A 16,668-nucleotide genomic window follows, 5' to 3' on the forward strand; every position below is an offset into this window, starting at 1 on the left:
CTATGCCATCAACAAAACGTACTCTGCTGTCCTGTGCCGCCCTGATCGCCGCCATCGGTGTAATCGGTACGCCTGCGCTGGCTCAAGACGACTTCCCCTCCGGTCCGCTGGAGATCGTGACCCACGCCTCGGCGGGAGGCGGAACGGATACCACGGTTCGCACCCTGATCCCCGATCTCGAGAAGGACCTCGGCGTTCCGGTCTCGGTCAACATGAAGCTCGGCGGATCGGGACGGGTGGCGATGAACTACCTGCGCAGTCGCCCGGAGGACGGGCAGACGATCATGCTGGTGACGCCGACGCACCTCTATACGATGGCACAGGGCCGCTCGCCGCTCGGGATCGACGACATCACGGGCATTGCCCGCGCATCCGACGATCCGCTGCTGATCGTCGCCAAGAAGGGCAGTGCGATCGACAGCAGCGATGCCCTGCTGCAGGCGAAGACGCCCGTGAAATGGGGGGTGACGCATGTCGGCTCCATCGACCATGCCTCCGCCGAAATGTTCGCCAAGAAGGCCGGCATCAAGCTCTCCGTCGTGCCCTTCGAGGGCGGAGGTGAACTGGTGACCAACCTCATGGGCGGCAACATCGACATCGCCAGCCTCAATCTGACCGAGGCGATGGACAGCATCGAACGCGGTGATCTCGATGCGATCGCCATCATGTCCGATCAGCGCGTCGACACCCTGCCGGACACGCCGACGGCCAAGGAACTCGGCGTCGATGCCGAGTTTTCCACCGTGCGTGGCTTCGTGGCGATGAAGGGCGTGCCCGAAGAGCATCTCAAAACCCTCGAAACCGCACTGCTCAAGGCGATGCAAGGGGATCGATACCAGACGCTGTTGAAGAACACCGGGATGCCGATGTCGAGTCCCGCGCCGGCGGATGTCTGGGATCCGCAGATGCACAAGATCAATACGAATGCCGCCGAAGTACTTCAGCAACTCGGGATGACGAATTGAGGAGGGACGGTCATGGCATATCCACAAGTACAGAGGCGCGGCCGCAGGCCGCACCTTTCAGTCGGAACGCTCATCTCGCGCCGTCGCGCTCAGGCAGACCCGCATGCGGAGGCGACCGGCGCCGACGAGACGACCGGGAACGGGGCGACTTCGAACGCCGGCGACAGGCGTCGCGGCCTGGGCGTCCCGGCGGTCATCCTCGGCATCTGCGCGTTCCTGTGGTGGGAAACGACGCGCTTTCCCTCGGTACCCGCGAGCTTGTCCCAGAACATCTCGGCGGCCTTCTTCCCGCGGGTCTTGATCGCGGCCGTGGCCATACTGGCCGTCGTGCTGGTCGTCTTTGACCGGGAGAAATTGAGCGTTCGGCTGCCGAGCCGGGCGACGCTGCTGACCGGCGTGGGCATTACCGCGGGCGTCGCCCTGATCCCGTGGCTGGGGGTGCTGCCCGTCGTCTTTCTCGTGGCGCTGGGGCTGCCCCTGCTGTGGGGCGTGCGCCGCTGGCAGGTGCTTCTGGCCTATTCCCTCGCCGTGCCGATTGCCATCTGGGTGGTGTTCACGCTGCTGCTGCAGTTGCACTTCCCGACAGGCGCGTTCTGAGCCGGGTCATGGCCTGAGGCCATGACCCGAGGAGACAATCCGATGACCGATTTCGTAACGGCGCTCGGCTATGCGTTCGAGCCCTACACCCTGTTTCTCATCATCGCCTCGACGCTCGTGGGCGTGCTGGTCGGCGCATTGCCGGGGCTTTCGTCGACCATGGCCGCGGCGCTGCTGTTGCCCTTCACCATCTATCTCCCACCGGTCGCCGCGATCGCCATGCTCGCCGCGCTCTACTGCGGCGGCACGTTCGGCGGCTCGATCACCGCCATCCTGATCAACACGCCCGGCGCGCCTCCGGCCGCGGCGACCGCCTTCGACGGCTATCCGATGGCGCAGCGCGGCGAGGCCGGCCGCGCCCTCGGCATCGCCGCGATCTGCTCGGTCATCGGCGGCGTGTTCAGTCTCGTCGTGCTGCTGATCGCGGCACCGCTGCTGGCGCAGCTCGCCTATCACTTCGGCCCGCCGGAATACTTCGCGCTGACCGTGTTCGGTCTCTCCATGCTGGCGTCGATCAGCGGCAACAACGCGACGAAGAATCTGATCGGCGGCTGTCTCGGCGTGTTCCTGTCGACGGTCGGCGTGTCGCTGACCACCGGGGTGGAGCGTTTCACCTTCGGCGTGCCGGAACTCTACGAGGGGATCAACTTCGTTCCCGTGCTGATCGGCATGTTCGCGATCACCGAGCTGCTCACCCAGGCGGGCAAGCTCGACCGCGAGCAGCGGCGCAATCCCGTCGATGCGATGCGCCTGCCGAAGCTGGCCGACTTCCGCCGCTGCTGGGCGACGATCGCCCGCTCCTGCGGCATCGGCACCTTCGTCGGCATCCTGCCGGCCGAGGGCGGCACGATCGCGTCGATGATGGGCTACAACGAGGCGCGCCGCTGGTCGCGTGAGCCGAAGGCGTTCGGCACCGGCGTGCCGGAGGGCATCGCCGGGCCCGAGACCGCCAACAACGCGGCCACCGGCGGCGCGATGGTGCCCACGCTGGCGCTGGGCATCCCCGGCTCCGGCACCACGGCGGTGATCCTGGGCGGGCTCATCATGCACGGCCTGCGTCCCGGGCCTTATCTGTTCCAGGATCAACCGGCGCTGCTCTACACGATCTTCGTCGCCATGCTGATCGCGAACCTGGCGTTTCTCGTCTTCGGCCTGTTCGGCATCCGCTTCTTCGCGCGGGTCTCGCTGGTTCCGGCGCGCTTTCTGTGGCCGGCCGTCTTCGCGCTCTGCGTCGTCGGCGCCTACGGCGTGAACCAGTCGCTGGTCGATGTCTATATCATGCTCGTCGCCGGCCTGGCCGGCTACGTGCTCAAGCAGTTCGGCTTCTCTCCGGCGCCGATCATCATGGGGCTGGTGCTGGGGTCGCTGGTCGAGAACTCCTTCTCGCAGTCGATGATCGTCTTCGGCCAGAACTGGCTGCTGTTCTTCACCCGCCCGATCGCGCTTGTGTTCTTTGCCTTTGCAGTACTGGGCATCGGCGGTGCGCCGATGATCCGCGGCCTGCGCCGCATGTGGGGCAGGCGCGACGCGCCCGCCGTTCAGGATTGATCCCGAAGGAGGAAACGGCCCATGACCGTTGCAACCATCACGCGTTTCACGCCGGATATTTCAGTCAACTCGGGAGAAGGGCTGACGCGCTATGTCGTCTCCTTCGTTCTCGACACGCCCCATGACGCGATTCCCGACAAGGTGCTGGCCGAGGGGCGCAAGTCGATGCTCGATGGCTTCGGGCTGGCGCTCTCCGGCTCCGTTGCCAGGACCGGTGAGCTGGCGCGCAACCACCTCGCCGCGGTGGCGGCGGCCGGGCCATGCACGGTGATCGGCTCGGGAATGAAGGTCGCGCCGCGCTTCGCCGCCTTCGCCAACGGCGTGGGCATCCATGCCGACGACTACGACGACACGCAGCTCGCGGTGGCGCCGGACCGGGTCTACGGGCTGCTCACGCATCCGACCGCGCCGGTGCTGCCGGCGGCGTTCGCGGTGGCCGAGCAGGTGGGCGCTTCGGGGCGCGAGCTGATGCTGGCCTATCAACTGGGGGTCGAGGTGGAGTGCAAGGTCGCCGAGGCGATTTCGCCCCGCCACTACCAGCACGGCTTCCACGCGACCGGGACCTGCGGCACGATGGGCGCGGTCTCGGCAGCGCTGAAACTGCGCGGTCTCGGCCTCGACACCAGCCTGCACGCCTTCTCCATTGCCGCCAGCCAGTCGGCCGGGCTGCGCGAAAACTTCGGCACCATGACCAAGCCGTTCCATGCCGGGCGCGCCAGCGAAAGCGGCGTCGTGGCGGCGGATTTCGCCGGATCGGGCTGGAGCGCCTCCGACGCGATCCTCGAGACGCACCGGGGCTTCTTCCAGGCGGCGGGCGGGGGCTACGATCTCGAGGCGATCCGCGACCGACTGGGGGCGCCGTGGACCTTCGACGATCCCGGCGTATCGATCAAGCCGCATCCTTCGGGTTCGCTGACTCATCCGGGAATGACCGAGATGTTGCGCCTGATCCGCGACAACGCCATCACCGCGGACCAGGTGCGGCGGGTGCGGGTCGGCACCAACCACAACATGCCGAACGCGCTGATCCATCATCGGCCCCGGAACGAACTCCAGGCCAAGTTCTCGATGGAGTTCTGCATGGCGATCCTGCTGCTCGACGGCAGGGCCGGGCTGCCGGAGTTCACCGACCAGACCGTGCTGCGCCCCGATGTGCAAAAGATGATCGAGAAGGTCGATTTCTACGTCAACGACGAGGCCGAGGCGGCGGGCTACGCCAAGATGACGACGCTCATCGACATCGAGCTGGTCGACGGGCGCACGCTCTCCGGCCGTGCCGACTTCGGCAAGGGCAGTCCACAGAACCCGATGAGCTACGACGAGGTCGCCGACAAGTTCCGGGGCTGCGCCGAGTTCGCCCGCTGGGACGTCGCCAAGACCGAGGAGATCATCGCGACGGTGCGCGAGATCGAGTCGGTAAGCGACATCTCGCAGCTTTCCCGCCTGCTCTCGACCTGAGGATGACCGTACGTGGCGCGGCATCTGCCGCGCCGTCCCGTTACAAGACAATCCATGGAGCCAATAATGAAAAAGCACCGTATCGCGGTCATTCCGGGCGATGGCATCGGGCTCGAGGTCATCGAGGCGGGTAAGAGAGTGCTGGAAACGCTGGTGGAAAACCATCCGGACGTGAACTTCGAATTCAAGACGTTCGACTGGAGTTCCCGGCGCTATCTGGAGCAAGGGGAGTACATCCCCGAAGGGGGATTGGAGGAGTTGAGAACCTTCGACGCCATCTACTTCGGCGCCGTGGGCAGTGAGCAGGTGCCGGACCACGTTTCGCTATGGGACCTGCGGCTGAAGATCTGTCAGGGCTTCGATCAATACGCCAACGTCCGGCCGGCCCGCTTGCTGCCCGGGGTGAAGAGCCGCCTGCAGGGCGCCGAGAAGATCGACTGGGTGATCATTCGCGAGAACAGCGAAGGGGAGTATTCGGGCAATGGCGGACGGGTACACCAGGGATTGCCCGAGGAGGTCGGCACGGAGGTGTCGCTGTTCACCCGCAAGGGGGTCGAACGCATTCACCGCTTCGCGTTCGACATGGCGATGTCCCGGCCGCGGCGCAAGCTGACCCTGGTGACCAAATCCAACGCCCAGCGCCATGGCATGGTGCTGTGGGACGAAATCTTCTTCGAGGTGGCGAGGGAGTACCCTGAGGTCGAGGTCGATCGCGAGCTGGTGGATGCGATCACGACCCGCATGATACTCAAGCCGGAAACCCTGGACGTGGTCGTGGCCACCAATCTCCACGCCGACATCCTCTCCGATCTCGCGGCGGCGTTGAGCGGCAGCCTGGGCATCGCGCCCACGGCCAATCTCAATCCGGGCGGTGGATTTCCTTCCATGTTCGAGCCGATCCATGGCTCGGCCTTCGACATTACCGGCAAGGGGATCGCCAATCCCGTCGGCGCCTTCTGGACGGCGGTGATGATGCTCGAGCATCTCGGCGAGAATGCGCTGGCCGGGCGGTTGATGGCGGCCATCGAAGAGGTCATCGGTTCCGGCCTGCAGGCGCCTGATCTTGGCGGTCAGGCGACGACCCATGAAATCACTGCCGCAGTTTGCGATGCGGTTCGCCAAAAAGCGAAAGCCGTCCAAGCGGTTGGCTAAACCGCTTCCTGCACGGTGTGGATCAACGGTCCGTTCTGTTCGAAACCGAATACTTGAGTCAACCGGTGTGGTATGCCTGACCTCGACGCTCTTTCATCAACAGGCGAGCGGCCACCGTGGCGGCGACGATACCGGCCGTGGCAGCCACCATCATCGCCCAGCGCGGTCCCGCGTTATCGGCGATCCAGCCGACGATGGGTGCGCCGAGCGGCGTGCCGCCCATGATCACCGCCATGCGCAGGGCCATGACACGCCCGCGCATGGCGGGCTCCGTCGTGAGTTGCATCAATGCATTGGAAGCGGTGTTGAAGGTGAGCGCCGAGAGCCCGGTCAGCGTCAACATGGCGGCGAACACGATCGTGTTGGGCGCGATGCCGGCCAGCGTGCAGAAAACGCCGAAGGCGAGCGTGGAGAGGCAAAGCTGGCGCAGGCTCGGACGCTCGCGGCGTGCGGCCAACAGTGCGCCACTGACCGAGCCGATCGCCAGCGCCGAGGTGAGAACGCCGTACTGGCTGGCATCGCCGTGAAAGACGCTCACCGACATGGTCGAAATGTAGATCGGAAAATTGAAGCCGAAGGTCCCGATCAGAAACAGCATGACCAGAATCGTCTTGAGATCGGGGCGGCCCCATACGTAGCGGAAACCCTCCAACAGACCGCCGGCTCGCTGCCCCGGCCTTGGCATGGTGTACAGCTGGTCGGTTCGCAGCAGAAAGAGCGATCCCAGTACGGCGGCGAACGAGACCGCATTGATCAAAAAGACCCAGCCGGTGCCGATGGCGGCGATCAGCACGCCGGCCACCGCCGGACCGATCATCCGCGCACTGTTGAACGATGTCGAGTTCAGGGCGACCGCATTGGCCAGATACCGCTCGCCGACCAGGTCGTTGACGAACACCTGGCGGGCGGGGCCGTCGAAGGCGGTCACGCAACCGAGACCCAGGGCGAAGGCGTAGACCTGCCACAGCGTGACCACGCCGGTGACGGTGACGAGGCCAAGACCCAACGCCAGCAAGCCCAGCAGCGCCTGGGTCAGCATGATCAATCGGCGGCGGTCGAAGCGATCCGCGGCGTATCCGGTGAACGGCAACAGCAACAGTTGCGGGCCGAACTGCAGCGCCATGGTAATACCCACGGCGCTGGCGTTGTGGTCGGTGAGGATGGTAAGCACCAGCCAGTCCTGGGCCACGCGCTGCATCCAGGTGCCGATGTTGGAGACCAGCGCACCAATGGCCCAGACCCGATAGTTGTAGAGTCGCAGTGAGCGGAAGAGTCGGGTATCGCTCATTGCTCGGGTGATGGGCAGTGAGGGGGCAAGCGCGACATTGAACGGTTCGTGGTCATGCGAAGATCGAAGACTCCTTGTCCGTGAAGCCGGCGCCGATCCGAATTCCCTGACCGGCGTTCCCGCTTTCCGCGACAGGCGGCTGATATCTTAGGGGCAACAGCCCTAGTGTAACGCGTTTGGTCAGAAGGGCGGAGCACGGTGGGCACGCTGACGTTTGCCGGCCTCCATCCACCAGGCCAGATCGTCGGCAAACCGGCCGAAGGCGCGCTCGAAGGAAGCGCCGGCATCACCGACCGGCGTACCGTCATCGTCCAGCGTCCTGGCGATCTGGCCGACCGCCACCGTGCTGGAGATGACCACCATGCCCATCTCGGCCAGCGTGCCGTGCCAGGCGAGGTTGGCGTGGGCACCGCCGAGGCGGCCGGCCGAGTAGCTGACGATGCCCGCCGGGCGCCAGAACCACTCTTCCAGAAAGTAATCGGTCAGGTTCTTCAATCCCGGCTGCATGCCCCAGTTGTATTCGCCGGTGACGAAGACGAAGCCATCCGCCTCGCGAATCTTGCCTGCCAGGGTTTCCATCGCCTCCGGCGCCTCGCCCTTGGGATACTCCTTGTACATGCGATCGAGCATCGGCAGGTCGATGGCCTTGGCATCGATCAGCTCGGCATCGGTGCCCCGGGCATTGAGCGTGCGTACGGCGTAGTCGGCCAGGCGAATGCCGGCACGGTCGGATCGGTAGGAACCGTAGAAGACGAGAATACGATCGGTCATGGAAAGCTCCGTGAAGGCAAGCGGGCTGGAAGTGACAGGCTCTGTCAGGTTAGCGCCGTCGTGGTAAAGCCTTCATGGCCGAGCCAGGTGAACCTTTCGAGATTGGCGTGAGGCGGTGAGAGCGAAAGGTCGCAAGGCATTTCTTAACACGCTATCTTTCTCTCACATCGATGGCGATGAGGCGCTGATCGCATCGTCGGGTCCACTGTCCATCATGGAGATGAGATGAGCGACTACACCCCACCCAAAGTCTGGGTTCCGAAAGAGAGCGGCGGCAAGTTCGCCAGCATCAACCGGCCGGTGGCCGGACCGACCCACGAAAAGACGCTACCGGTCGGCAAGCATCCATTCCAGCTCTACTCGCTGGCCACGCCCAATGGCGTCAAGGTCACGGTGATGTTCGAAGAATTGTTGGCACTGGGCAAGGATGCGGAGTATGACGCCTGGTTGATCAGGATCGGCGATGGCGATCAGTTCGGCAGCGGCTTCGTCGAGGTCAATCCGAACTCCAAGATTCCGGCGCTGATGGATTACAGCGGCAAGGAGCCGATCCGCGTGTTCGAGTCGGGCTCGATCCTGCTGCACCTGGCGCAGAAGTTCGGTGCCTTCCTGCCGACCGACCCGGCCAAACGCGTCGAGACGATGAACTGGCTGTTCTGGCAAATGGGCAGTGCGCCATACCTGGGTGGCGGTTTCGGCCACTTCTATGCCTATGCGCCGACCAAGATCGAGTACGCCATCGACCGCTTCAGCATGGAAGCCAAGCGCCAGCTCGACGTGCTCGACCGGCGCCTGGCGGAAACGCGCTATCTGGCCGGCGACGAGTACACCATCGCCGATATCGCCACCTGGTCCTGGTACGGTCAACTGGCGCTGGGCCGGCTCTACGAGGCGGCGGAGTTTCTCGACGTTGCGAGTTACGCGAACGTCCAGCGCTGGGCCAGGGAGATCGACGCGCGTCCGGCGGTACAGCGCGGACGCATGGTCAACCGCGTTTTCGGCGAACCCGAGACGCAGCTTCACGAGCGTCACGACGCCAGCGACTTCGAGACCCGGACGCAGGACAAGATTGGCGACTAATCTACTGCTTCCTCCAGCCTGACGGCCCGGCCTCCTGGTCGGGCCAGTTCACTCCTTCGGCACACCGAGCAGCGCGAGCGCCGGTGCCACAATGCCTTCCAGCAGCGCCCGCTCGGGGCGAATCCTGGCCAGTACCCGCATGCCGACCAGCACGCCGAGCAGATGCCGCGCGAGATCGTCCGCCGATTGTGATGCCATGATTGTGCCATCCGCCTTTCCGGCGACGATTTGTCGGCGAAAGAAGGCTTCCATCTCGAACAGGGTCGTGGCTACAACGTCCTGGAACCCCGCGTCGTGGGGGGCGATTTCGAGTGCCGCGTTGATCAGCATGCATCCCTTGCGGTCAGAATCGTCGAGTGAGCGCTGGATGACTTCGGCGAAGAAGGCGTCGATCGCTGTGCGTGGCGGTAGCGTCTCGCACCGTGCGATGCGCTCGACGATGCTGTCCGCCACATAGCGGTCCAAAGTCTTGCGGTAGAGAGCCCGCTTGTCGCCGAAGGCGTTATAAAGGCTAGCCCCTGTCAGTCCAGTATTCTCGCTCAGGCCCCGCAGCGAGGTGCCATCGAAGCCCCGCGTCCAGAAACATCGCGCTGCAGCGTCGAGCACTTCCTCTTCATTGAATTTCCGTGGTCTGGCCATCTCGTTCCGAAAGGTGCGTGAATCGGTCGCTTCATCTTGCCAGTGGGGCAAGCTTCCTGCATTTTATAACAGTCGATATAAAACTAGTATCCTCAGGAGTATTCATGATTCGTTTCTATTTCCATCCCACACCCAACCCCGCCAAGATCGCACTGTTCCTCGAGGAAGCCGGGTTGCCTTACGAAGCCATTCCCGTCGATACCGGCAAGGGCGAACAGCACGCTCCGGCCTTTCGCGCCATCAATCCGAACGGCAAGGTGCCCGCCATCGTGGACACCGAAGGCCCCGGCGGCAGGGAAGCACGAGTATTCGATTCGACCGCCATCCTGCTCTATCTGGCGGAGAAAACCGGCAAGTTCCTGGGGGCGCCCGAGGATCGCCCGGAGCTCTTGTCCTGGCTGATGTTCATCGCCACCGGGCTAGGGCCGTTCTCCGGCCAGGCGGTGCATTTCCAGTATGCGGCACCCGATGGACTCGATTATGCGGTCAACCGCTATCGCCGCGAGGTCGAACGCCACTATCGAGTGCTGAACGATCATCTCATCGGACGCGACTTCCTCGTTGGCGACGGCTACACCATCGCCGATATCTCCGCCTGGGGATGGATCGATCGTGTACCGCGCGTGTTGAAAGGCGAGAAGGAGCCGCTGGCGGCATTCCCGGAAATCGAGCGCTGGTTCGCGGCCGTGGATGCTCGTCCTGCCGTGGCCCGTGCACGGATGGTGGAGAAGCGCCATGCATTCAAGACCGAGATCGACGAGGAAGCGAAGCGCGCCCTGTTTCCCTCGAACTATTCACAGTGAACCGTCACGCTGACTCATACGCGATGAGTCCTGCGCCCCCGCGAGCTGACAAGGAGTGCATATGATCACGCTTTACTACTGGCCGACGCCGAACGGACACAAGATCACGCTGTTCTTGGAAGAAGCGGGGCTGGACTACCGGCTTCACCCAATCGATATCAGCGCGGGCGATCAGTTCGAACCCGATTACCTCGACATTTCTCCAAACAACAAGATGCCGGCGATCGTCGACGACGATCCGCCGGACGGGGGCGAGCCGGTCAGCGTCTTCGAGTCCGGCGCGATTTTGCTGTATCTGGCCGAGAAAACCGGCAAGTTCCTGCCCAGCGACTTTCGCGCACGCAAGACAGTGATGGAGTGGCTGTTCTGGCAGATGGGCGGGCTAGGGCCGATGGCCGGCCAGAATCACCATTTCGGCGTTTACGCGCCGGAAAAGATCCCCTACGCCATCGACCGCTACGTCAACGAGACCAACCGGCTCTACGGCGTGCTCGATCGTCGCTTGGCCGAGCGTACGTTCATCGCGGGCGACGATTACAGCATTGCCGACATGGCCTGTTACCCATGGATCGTACCGTGGCAGCGGCAACGGCAGAACCTCGACGACTTCGCTCACCTTCGGCGCTGGTTCGATAGTGTCGCGCAGCGTCCCGCCACGCAGCGCGCCTACGCCAAGGGAGAGCCATTCTCTTCGCGGCCCGCAGTCACCGAGGAGGGCAAGAAGATCCTGTTCGGCCAGCGTTCGACCCATCTGCGGCGTTGAGTTGCCCGGCGCTTCACTCGAACGACCAGGCTATGCATACCGATCCAATGTGATGACCAGCCGATGCCAACGGTGCCGGCTGGTCGTGTCACGTGTGAACGTGGCGGCTCATCTACACTGAATCGACCTCATGACTGACAGGGAACGATAAACATGCGGCGTTTGATGCGGCTGTATTTCGATGCCTCGCTGATCCTGCGGGTCACCATCGCCCTGGTGCTCGGCGTGGCCGTCGGCTTTATCGGCGGCGAGACGGTGGCGGCCTGGCTTGCGCCGTTCGGCGATCTGCTGCTGCGGTTGCTACAGTTTTTGATCGTGCCGATCGTACTGTTCACCCTGATGGTCGGCATCAACCAGGCTAGCCTTGGCCGGCTCGGTCGCATGGGCGGCAAGGTATTCCTCTATTATGTCGCTACCTCGGCGTTGGCGATCGTCGTCGGTCTCACGGTGGCAACGCTGCTGTCGCCGGGCAGCGGCATGACGCCGGACGAAAGCGCCAGTATCGATGTGCCGGAAAATCCCGGAATCGTCAGCGTGTTGCTGAGCATCGTGCCGAAAAACATCGCCGCCGCCTTCGCCGAACCCAATCTGCTGGGGATCATCTTCACCGCGTTTGTCTTCGGCATCGCGCTGCTGAAGCTGCGCCAGGGCGATAGCCAGTCCGAGTTGGGCGAGAAGCTCTACGGCGTCATCGAAGGGCTCAACGCGGTGACCATGAAGGTGATGGAAGGCGTGCTTCAGTATGTCCCCATCGGCGTGTTTGCGATCGTTGCCGGTACTGTGGCCGAACAGGGATTGAATACCATTCTGTCGCTCGGAAAGATGGTCCTGGTGCTTTATCTGGCGTTGGCGGTTCATCTGTTGATCTATTGCGTGATGATGAGCGCCTTCGGCGTGCGTTTGCGGACGTTCTTCCGCGAGGCGCGCACACCGATGACCACGGCATTCGCGACCCAGAGCAGCACCGGAACCTTGCCGTTGACACTGAATGCGGCACGGCGTCTCGGTATCACCCAGAGCTTCTATGGATTCAGCCTGCCGCTGGGCGCGACAATCAATATGGATGGCGCGGCGATACGGATCGCCGTTTCTGCCGTGTTCGCCGCCAATGTCGTCGGCATGCGGCTGGATGTCATGAGCATGATCGAGATCGTGTTGATCGGCACGCTGACCTCCATTGGCACGGCCGGGGTGCCCGGCGCCGGCATTGTGATGATCGCGACGGTCTTCGCGCAGGTAGGGCTGCCGATCGAGACCGTGGCGCTTTTGACCTCGATTGATGCACTGGTCGGCATGGGCTGTACCGCACTCAATGTGACCGGTGATCTGGCGGGCACGGCCATTATCGCCCGTAGCGAAGGAGAGCGGCTCGAATCGCAGCCGCCCGAACGGCATGCCGTTTGAGCGGGCGATATCTCTTCAGGAACGTTTCGAATGACTGCTAGATACACAACCCATTTGATCATTGGCGCCGGCAGCATGGGGCTGGCCGCCGCCGATTATCTGTCCAAGAGCGGGGCGACATCCGTGCGCGTGCTGGATGCTCACCGCCCACCCCATGACCAGGGAGCCCATCACGGCGAAACCCGGCTGATCCGCCTGGCTTACGGCGAGGGCAGCGGCTATGTCGCACTGGCGCTGCGTGCGCTGGAACGCTGGCAACAGCTCGAACGCGAGACCGGTGAAGCACTGTTGTTGCCCTGCGGCGTGGTCAATCTCGGCTCGGAAGCGTCGCCGTTCATTCAGCAGGTGGAGGCGAGTGCGCGGCAGTTCGATTTGTCATTGGAGAGGCTCGGCGGCGACGCTGCGTCGAAGCGCTGGCCAGGCTGGCGGCTGGACGCATCGCTGGTCGGCGCATTCGAACCCCGCGCCGGAGCGCTGCGGGTGGAACGTATCGTCGACTGCTGGCGGCGGCGAGTCGAGGCGGACCCGAATATCACCCTGACCACCGACGCCCAGGTGGTCGAACTCTCGCCCCTGGCGGCGGGCGGCTTCGAGGCGGTGTGCGCCGATGGCCGACGCTTCGGGGCCGAGCGTGTTTTGGTAGCGGCCGGGCAGCATCTGGCACCACTACTGTCGACGCTCGATATCAGCCTGCCACTGACGCGGGTGCGCAAGACCTTCGCCTGGTTCGAAGCCGATGCGCGCTACCACCACGAGCGCTTTCCCGGCTTCAGCCTGATCGATTCCGAACTCGGCGACTATTACGGTTTCCCGGATATCGACGGTGCCGGTTTCAAGATCGGCCGCCACGATGCCGGCCAGCCGCTCGAGCCCGGTGAACCGATGGCGCCGTTCGGCGGCCATACCGAGGATCTCGCCGAACTGAGGCAGATCATCGAGCGCTATCTGCCCGGCGTCGGTGCGTTGCGCCACGGCGCGGTGTGCCAATACATCCGCACGCCGGACGAGGATTTCCTGATCGACGAACCGTTACCGGGGCTGATCGTCGCCGGCGGTTTTTCCGGCCACGGCTTCAAGTTCGCCAGCGCCCTGGGTGAGGCGCTGGCGGCCTGGCTGGAGCACGGCGAGATCGCGCCCGAGCTGGCCGCCTTCGGACGGGCACGCTTCGCTGCTTCCGGGAGGTGACCCTGGCAAGGTGATACCGAAGTGCCGAGACCCGCGATGGACATGCCTGTCATCGCGGGAAGCGCTTCAAGGTTTTCGCGCGCGGTGCCGATAAATTGACAGGTGGCCTGGAGCTCCCATGTGGGACGCTTGCCATGATGTGCTGGTGCTTGTCGCTTCGGACCGAATGCCCGGAAACACAGGGAGAGAATCGTGATGACGAACATGACGGCCGAGGCCAGCACGGTTCTGCTACCGGCACTGGAGCAGTCGACCATGACCGTCGTGCTCATCGACGAGAACGATCGTGTACTGTTCTTCAACCCGGCCACCGAGAAGTTGTGGGGCCAAGCGAGCGATGAGGTGCTCGGCCATGACGTGAAGCTGCTGGTGCCGCACGAGTTCGCGGCATGCATGACAGCTATACGCGCCGCATCCGCGAACTTGGCGTCGGCCTTTCGGTGGATGACTTCGGCACCGGATTTTCCAGTCTTTCCAACCTTGCCAATCTGCCGGTCACCGAAGTCAAGATCGATCGTAGTTTCATCGACAAGTGCCTGGAAGAAAAGCGCCTGCAATCGTTGGTGACCGCGTGATCGGTATCGGCCAAAGCCTTGAACTCACCGTCGTGGCCGAAGGCGTGGAAACCGAGGCGCAGCGCGAGCTGCTGCTTGAGCAAGCCTGGCCGGTGATTCAAGGCTATCTGTTTTCTCGCCCTCTGGCGCCACAAGACGTCCCGATATGGTTGAGAGGAGCAGCCTGAAGGTGCGGCGAGGGTGAGGTCGTGCTCCTGCTCATGTTTCTTGCTCCTGCGGGTCAGGTTCGTGGACTGCCACACCGATCAAGGCCAGAACCGGCGGCAACGCGAAGGCCCACATGCCGACCTGGGTGACGGCCACTGCCGCCAATGCACAACCGAGGGCAAAGGCAGTGACCGCGACGATCAGGCGCACAAGGCGTGGTTTGACGACTTCGGACCGATCCGGCGACTTGGTGTAAAAGCAGATTGGCCAGATCGAGCATGACTTGCGTGGTCGTTCCGGTCATGAGGGTCGACGGGGGAGCGGAAGACAGGTGCAGCCGGTGCGCCGCATTCTGGATTGCCATCCCGGCGACGAGCAGCATGCCCTTGCCGATCAGCGGTAGGCCGTCGGTCGGGATCGGTGAACTCGCCGAAGCCGATGGCGGCGATGGCAGCCACGGTGAAGAACAGGAATTTTGCGATCAGCATCACTCGCATGGCCCGCGCCGGCGACGCCACGGCGCGTAGGGCGATGGATTGCAGAATCAGGATGGTGACACAGAACACCGGCAACGCCAGGAGTTTGGCGATGATGCCGGCGCTGCCATGGGCCAGCGCATCGCCGATCATGACGAAGTTGCCGGTGACATGGGCAGTGAAAAGCCCATGCATCGCTAGGAACCCTGCCGTATCGACGTATCCGGCATTGACGCTCAGAACGGTGGGAAGTGTCGGTTTCATCCAGGTTTTCCTGTCAGTCGGAAGATCGTTTGGCCAGGTCGAGCCAGGCGACGAGCAGAAAGCCGCCCACCAATCCCAGATGCTCGAAGAAGGCATTGGCCGCCATAAAACGCTCCTGGCCGGCCGGCAGTTCCCAAAAGCGCAGGGCCAGCCCGGTAGCCAATAGGGTGAACCCCGCCAACCCCAGCGCCCCCAGCCAGCGCAGCCGGCCGGAGAGAACCATGGCCGATGCGCCCAGTTCCAGCGTGATCACCAGCACCGCGAACAGCGGTGCCGGTGACAGTCCGAAATGGTGCATCTCGCCGATGGCGCCCGGAAAGTCGCTGAGCTTTACCAGCCCGCCTTGCAGATAGGCAGCACACAGGCCCAGGTAAGCGACGAAGCGCGCGATACGGCTACCGAAGACCGGCCGCGCAAGGGCGGCCAGTCTGCTTTCGATGCAGCATTGGTTCGATCCAAGCGCTAACGTCCTCTGCCCGGGTCAGGTACGAGGCCGCCGCGGAAAGACCTCGTACCTATTCGTGAAGCTGGTTAGTCCATGGCGGGTGCGTCCACCAGAACGAGTTCGGCATCCTCGCTGGAGGTGACACGAATGGCTTCTTCACCGTGGATGGCCGCGCCGTCGCGGGCATCCAGCGTCACGCCATTGACCTCGATCTTGCCCGTGGCCGGCACCAGATAGCCGTATCGCTCGGGGCCGATAGGGTATTCGGCGGTTTCCCCGGCTTTTAGCGTGACGCCCAGCACGCGGGCATCCGAGCGGATGGGCAGGGCGTCAAAGACTGTTAAGCGGTCCGGTGACCGTGGAGTCGAAACTGATTTTAGGCCTTGGTATAAGCAAATATCGGATTTTGACAGCGAAGAAAGTCTCCCTGACGATAACGATTGTTGAACGGACAACTTGCTGAATGTCATGAAAAAATACCGGATTTAGAAGGGGGGCGATTTTCGCCAAAGTCGCGGAGACAGGCTTCTTTGCACGGGCCGCCGCTGAGTTTTCCATGTCGCAAGCCACGGTATCCAAGGCAATTACGCGGCTGGAAGCACGCATGAAAACGATACTGTTCCATCGAACTTCACGCCGTATGTCACTGACCGAGAGCGGTTATGCCGCGCTGGAACGCGCCTCGTGCATCCTCGAGGAGGGCGAAGCGGTAGAGAACGAAGTGACGGAGCAGTTCACCAGCTTGCGTGGAATGATTCGGATTTCCGCGCCGATGTCGTTCGGCATCGCTCGTCTGGCGCCGATTTTGCCGGAATTCATGCAGGCTCATCCCGATGTGGAACTGGATGTACAGTTCAACGACAAACAGGTCGATCTCGTGGGCGAGCGGTTCGAACTAACGTTGCGTATCGCTAAGCTCGTCGACTCCAGCCTACTCGCTCGCCGTGTTGTCAACGATAAGGGAAACACTGCATAAATGTCTGCGCAGGCGAATCGCTGCGCTATGACCGCCATCCCTGGCGGTCACCGAAGGCCGGCCTGCGGCCGTTCAAATTCGCTCCCGGCGAATTTGTGCGCGGCGCTCGCATTCCTCACCTATACCCCATAG

General features: G+C 63.3%; 17 protein-coding genes and 3 pseudogenes. 13 read left to right on the forward strand and 7 right to left on the reverse strand.

The features are described from left to right. Positions 1-2 precede the first annotated feature (2 nt). From DOM57_RS01780 to DOM57_RS01800, 5 genes are all read left to right on the forward strand, one after another. Entirely contained in the window at positions 3-965 is a 963-nt protein-coding gene (locus DOM57_RS01780; protein ID WP_110647509.1) for a Bug family tripartite tricarboxylate transporter substrate binding protein, read from the forward strand. A gap of 12 nt (positions 966-977) precedes the next feature. After that, the gene (locus DOM57_RS01785) at positions 978-1,562 is read left to right on the forward strand and encodes a tripartite tricarboxylate transporter TctB family protein (RefSeq protein ID WP_110647510.1); all 585 of its coding nucleotides are present in this window, start codon (positions 978-980) and stop codon (positions 1,560-1,562) included. A 42-nt stretch (positions 1,563-1,604) separates the two neighbouring features. Further along, positions 1,605-3,110, forward strand: a complete 1,506-nt coding sequence (locus tag DOM57_RS01790; RefSeq protein WP_110647511.1) for a tripartite tricarboxylate transporter permease — start codon at positions 1,605-1,607, stop codon at positions 3,108-3,110. Positions 3,111-3,131: 21 nt separating this feature from the next. Next, positions 3,132-4,568, forward strand: coding sequence for an MmgE/PrpD family protein (locus DOM57_RS01795; protein WP_110647512.1), 1,437 nt, complete (start codon positions 3,132-3,134; stop codon positions 4,566-4,568). A gap of 66 nt (positions 4,569-4,634) precedes the next feature. Next, entirely contained in the window at positions 4,635-5,720 is a 1,086-nt protein-coding gene (locus DOM57_RS01800) for a tartrate dehydrogenase (protein ID WP_110647513.1), read from the forward strand. 58 nt (positions 5,721-5,778) lie between these two features. On the opposite strand, the gene DOM57_RS01805 is transcribed toward DOM57_RS01800, so the two are convergent. Together DOM57_RS01805 and DOM57_RS01810 are read right to left on the reverse strand one after the other, a co-directional pair. Continuing rightward, positions 5,779-7,008 (reverse strand): MFS transporter, encoded by a 1,230-nt coding sequence (locus DOM57_RS01805; RefSeq protein WP_110647514.1) that lies wholly within the window; start codon positions 7,006-7,008, stop codon positions 5,779-5,781. Positions 7,009-7,188: 180 nt separating this feature from the next. Further along, positions 7,189-7,779 carry an NADPH-dependent FMN reductase gene (locus DOM57_RS01810; protein ID WP_110647515.1) on the reverse strand — a complete coding sequence of 197 codons (591 nt, stop codon included), beginning with the start codon at positions 7,777-7,779 and terminating at the stop codon, positions 7,189-7,191. 225 nt (positions 7,780-8,004) lie between these two features. Between DOM57_RS01810 and yghU the strand changes: the two genes are divergently transcribed. After that, complete coding sequence (yghU, locus tag DOM57_RS01815) at positions 8,005-8,859, forward strand: glutathione-dependent disulfide-bond oxidoreductase (protein ID WP_110647516.1); 855 nt, start codon at positions 8,005-8,007, stop codon at positions 8,857-8,859. 48 nt (positions 8,860-8,907) lie between these two features. Here the strand turns inward: yghU and DOM57_RS01820 are convergent, their stop codons facing one another. Beyond that, positions 8,908-9,498, reverse strand: a complete 591-nt coding sequence (locus DOM57_RS01820) for a TetR/AcrR family transcriptional regulator (protein WP_110647526.1) — start codon at positions 9,496-9,498, stop codon at positions 8,908-8,910. Positions 9,499-9,602: 104 nt separating this feature from the next. Between DOM57_RS01820 and DOM57_RS01825 the strand changes: the two genes are divergently transcribed. The 6 genes and pseudogenes from DOM57_RS01825 (at position 9,603) to DOM57_RS22170 (ending at position 14,395) form a co-directional block, all read left to right on the forward strand. Then, positions 9,603-10,301 (forward strand): glutathione S-transferase family protein, encoded by a 699-nt coding sequence (locus DOM57_RS01825; RefSeq protein WP_110647517.1) that lies wholly within the window; start codon positions 9,603-9,605, stop codon positions 10,299-10,301. Between the two features lie 61 nt (positions 10,302-10,362). Next, the gene (locus DOM57_RS01830) at positions 10,363-11,064 is read left to right on the forward strand and encodes a glutathione S-transferase N-terminal domain-containing protein (protein WP_110647518.1); all 702 of its coding nucleotides are present in this window, start codon (positions 10,363-10,365) and stop codon (positions 11,062-11,064) included. A 153-nt stretch (positions 11,065-11,217) separates the two neighbouring features. After that, entirely contained in the window at positions 11,218-12,468 is a 1,251-nt protein-coding gene (locus tag DOM57_RS01835) for a dicarboxylate/amino acid:cation symporter (protein WP_110647519.1), read from the forward strand. 30 nt (positions 12,469-12,498) lie between these two features. After that, complete coding sequence (gene solA / locus DOM57_RS01840; protein WP_110647520.1) at positions 12,499-13,653, forward strand: N-methyl-L-tryptophan oxidase; 1,155 nt, start codon at positions 12,499-12,501, stop codon at positions 13,651-13,653. Positions 13,654-13,857: 204 nt separating this feature from the next. After that, positions 13,858-14,025, forward strand: a pseudogene (locus DOM57_RS22665) (PAS domain S-box protein); the annotation flags it as partial. A gap of 17 nt (positions 14,026-14,042) precedes the next feature. Then, positions 14,043-14,395: pseudogene (locus DOM57_RS22170) on the forward strand (EAL domain-containing protein). 53 nt (positions 14,396-14,448) lie between these two features. Here the strand turns inward: DOM57_RS22170 and DOM57_RS22670 are convergent. From DOM57_RS22670 to DOM57_RS22510, 4 genes and pseudogenes are all read right to left on the reverse strand, one after another. Continuing rightward, positions 14,449-14,757 (reverse strand): DUF1275 family protein, encoded by a 309-nt coding sequence (locus DOM57_RS22670; RefSeq protein WP_420820207.1) that lies wholly within the window; start codon positions 14,755-14,757, stop codon positions 14,449-14,451. A 67-nt stretch (positions 14,758-14,824) separates the two neighbouring features. Continuing rightward, positions 14,825-15,211 (reverse strand): annotated as a pseudogene (locus DOM57_RS22675) (DUF1275 family protein); the annotation flags it as partial. Further along, entirely contained in the window at positions 15,129-15,554 is a 426-nt protein-coding gene (locus tag DOM57_RS01860) for a DoxX family membrane protein (protein WP_110647523.1), read from the reverse strand. The gene DOM57_RS01860 and the pseudogene DOM57_RS22675, both read right to left, overlap by 83 nt. Before the next feature lie 92 nt (positions 15,555-15,646). Then, positions 15,647-16,030 carry a pirin family protein gene (locus tag DOM57_RS22510; protein ID WP_162619412.1) on the reverse strand — a complete coding sequence of 128 codons (384 nt, stop codon included), beginning with the start codon at positions 16,028-16,030 and terminating at the stop codon, positions 15,647-15,649. A 29-nt stretch (positions 16,031-16,059) separates the two neighbouring features. On the opposite strand from DOM57_RS22510, the gene DOM57_RS01870 reads away from it, so the two are divergent. Beyond that, on the forward strand, positions 16,060-16,536 hold the full coding sequence (locus DOM57_RS01870; RefSeq protein WP_239496086.1) for a LysR family transcriptional regulator: 477 nt from the start codon (positions 16,060-16,062) through the stop codon (positions 16,534-16,536). Positions 16,537-16,668 lie beyond the last annotated feature (132 nt).

Origin of the sequence: Salinicola peritrichatus (genome assembly GCF_003206715.1) — a bacterium.
In the GTDB taxonomy this organism is placed as follows: domain Bacteria; phylum Pseudomonadota; class Gammaproteobacteria; order Pseudomonadales; family Halomonadaceae; genus Salinicola; species Salinicola peritrichatus.

Bases quoted from the DNA above. Each gene is read 5' to 3' on its own strand.
- DOM57_RS01780 (WP_110647509.1), top strand. From the start codon at position 3: ATGCCATCAACAAAACGTACTCTGCTGTCCTGTGCCGCCCTGATCGCC.
- DOM57_RS01785 (WP_110647510.1), top strand. From the start codon at position 978: ATGGCATATCCACAAGTACAGAGGCGCGGCCGCAGGCCGCACCTTTCA.
- DOM57_RS01790 (WP_110647511.1), top strand. From the start codon at position 1,605: ATGACCGATTTCGTAACGGCGCTCGGCTATGCGTTCGAGCCCTACACC.
- DOM57_RS01795 (WP_110647512.1), top strand. From the start codon at position 3,132: ATGACCGTTGCAACCATCACGCGTTTCACGCCGGATATTTCAGTCAAC.
- DOM57_RS01800 (WP_110647513.1), top strand. From the start codon at position 4,635: ATGAAAAAGCACCGTATCGCGGTCATTCCGGGCGATGGCATCGGGCTC.
- DOM57_RS01805 (WP_110647514.1), bottom strand. From the start codon at position 7,008: ATGAGCGATACCCGACTCTTCCGCTCACTGCGACTCTACAACTATCGG.
- DOM57_RS01810 (WP_110647515.1), bottom strand. From the start codon at position 7,779: ATGACCGATCGTATTCTCGTCTTCTACGGTTCCTACCGATCCGACCGT.
- yghU (WP_110647516.1), top strand. From the start codon at position 8,005: ATGAGCGACTACACCCCACCCAAAGTCTGGGTTCCGAAAGAGAGCGGC.
- DOM57_RS01820 (WP_110647526.1), bottom strand. From the start codon at position 9,498: ATGGCCAGACCACGGAAATTCAATGAAGAGGAAGTGCTCGACGCTGCA.
- DOM57_RS01825 (WP_110647517.1), top strand. From the start codon at position 9,603: ATGATTCGTTTCTATTTCCATCCCACACCCAACCCCGCCAAGATCGCA.
- DOM57_RS01830 (WP_110647518.1), top strand. From the start codon at position 10,363: ATGATCACGCTTTACTACTGGCCGACGCCGAACGGACACAAGATCACG.
- DOM57_RS01835 (WP_110647519.1), top strand. From the start codon at position 11,218: ATGCGGCGTTTGATGCGGCTGTATTTCGATGCCTCGCTGATCCTGCGG.
- solA (WP_110647520.1), top strand. From the start codon at position 12,499: ATGACTGCTAGATACACAACCCATTTGATCATTGGCGCCGGCAGCATG.
- DOM57_RS22670 (WP_420820207.1), bottom strand. From the start codon at position 14,757: ATGCTGCTCGTCGCCGGGATGGCAATCCAGAATGCGGCGCACCGGCTG.
- DOM57_RS22510 (WP_162619412.1), bottom strand. From the start codon at position 16,030: ATGACATTCAGCAAGTTGTCCGTTCAACAATCGTTATCGTCAGGGAGA.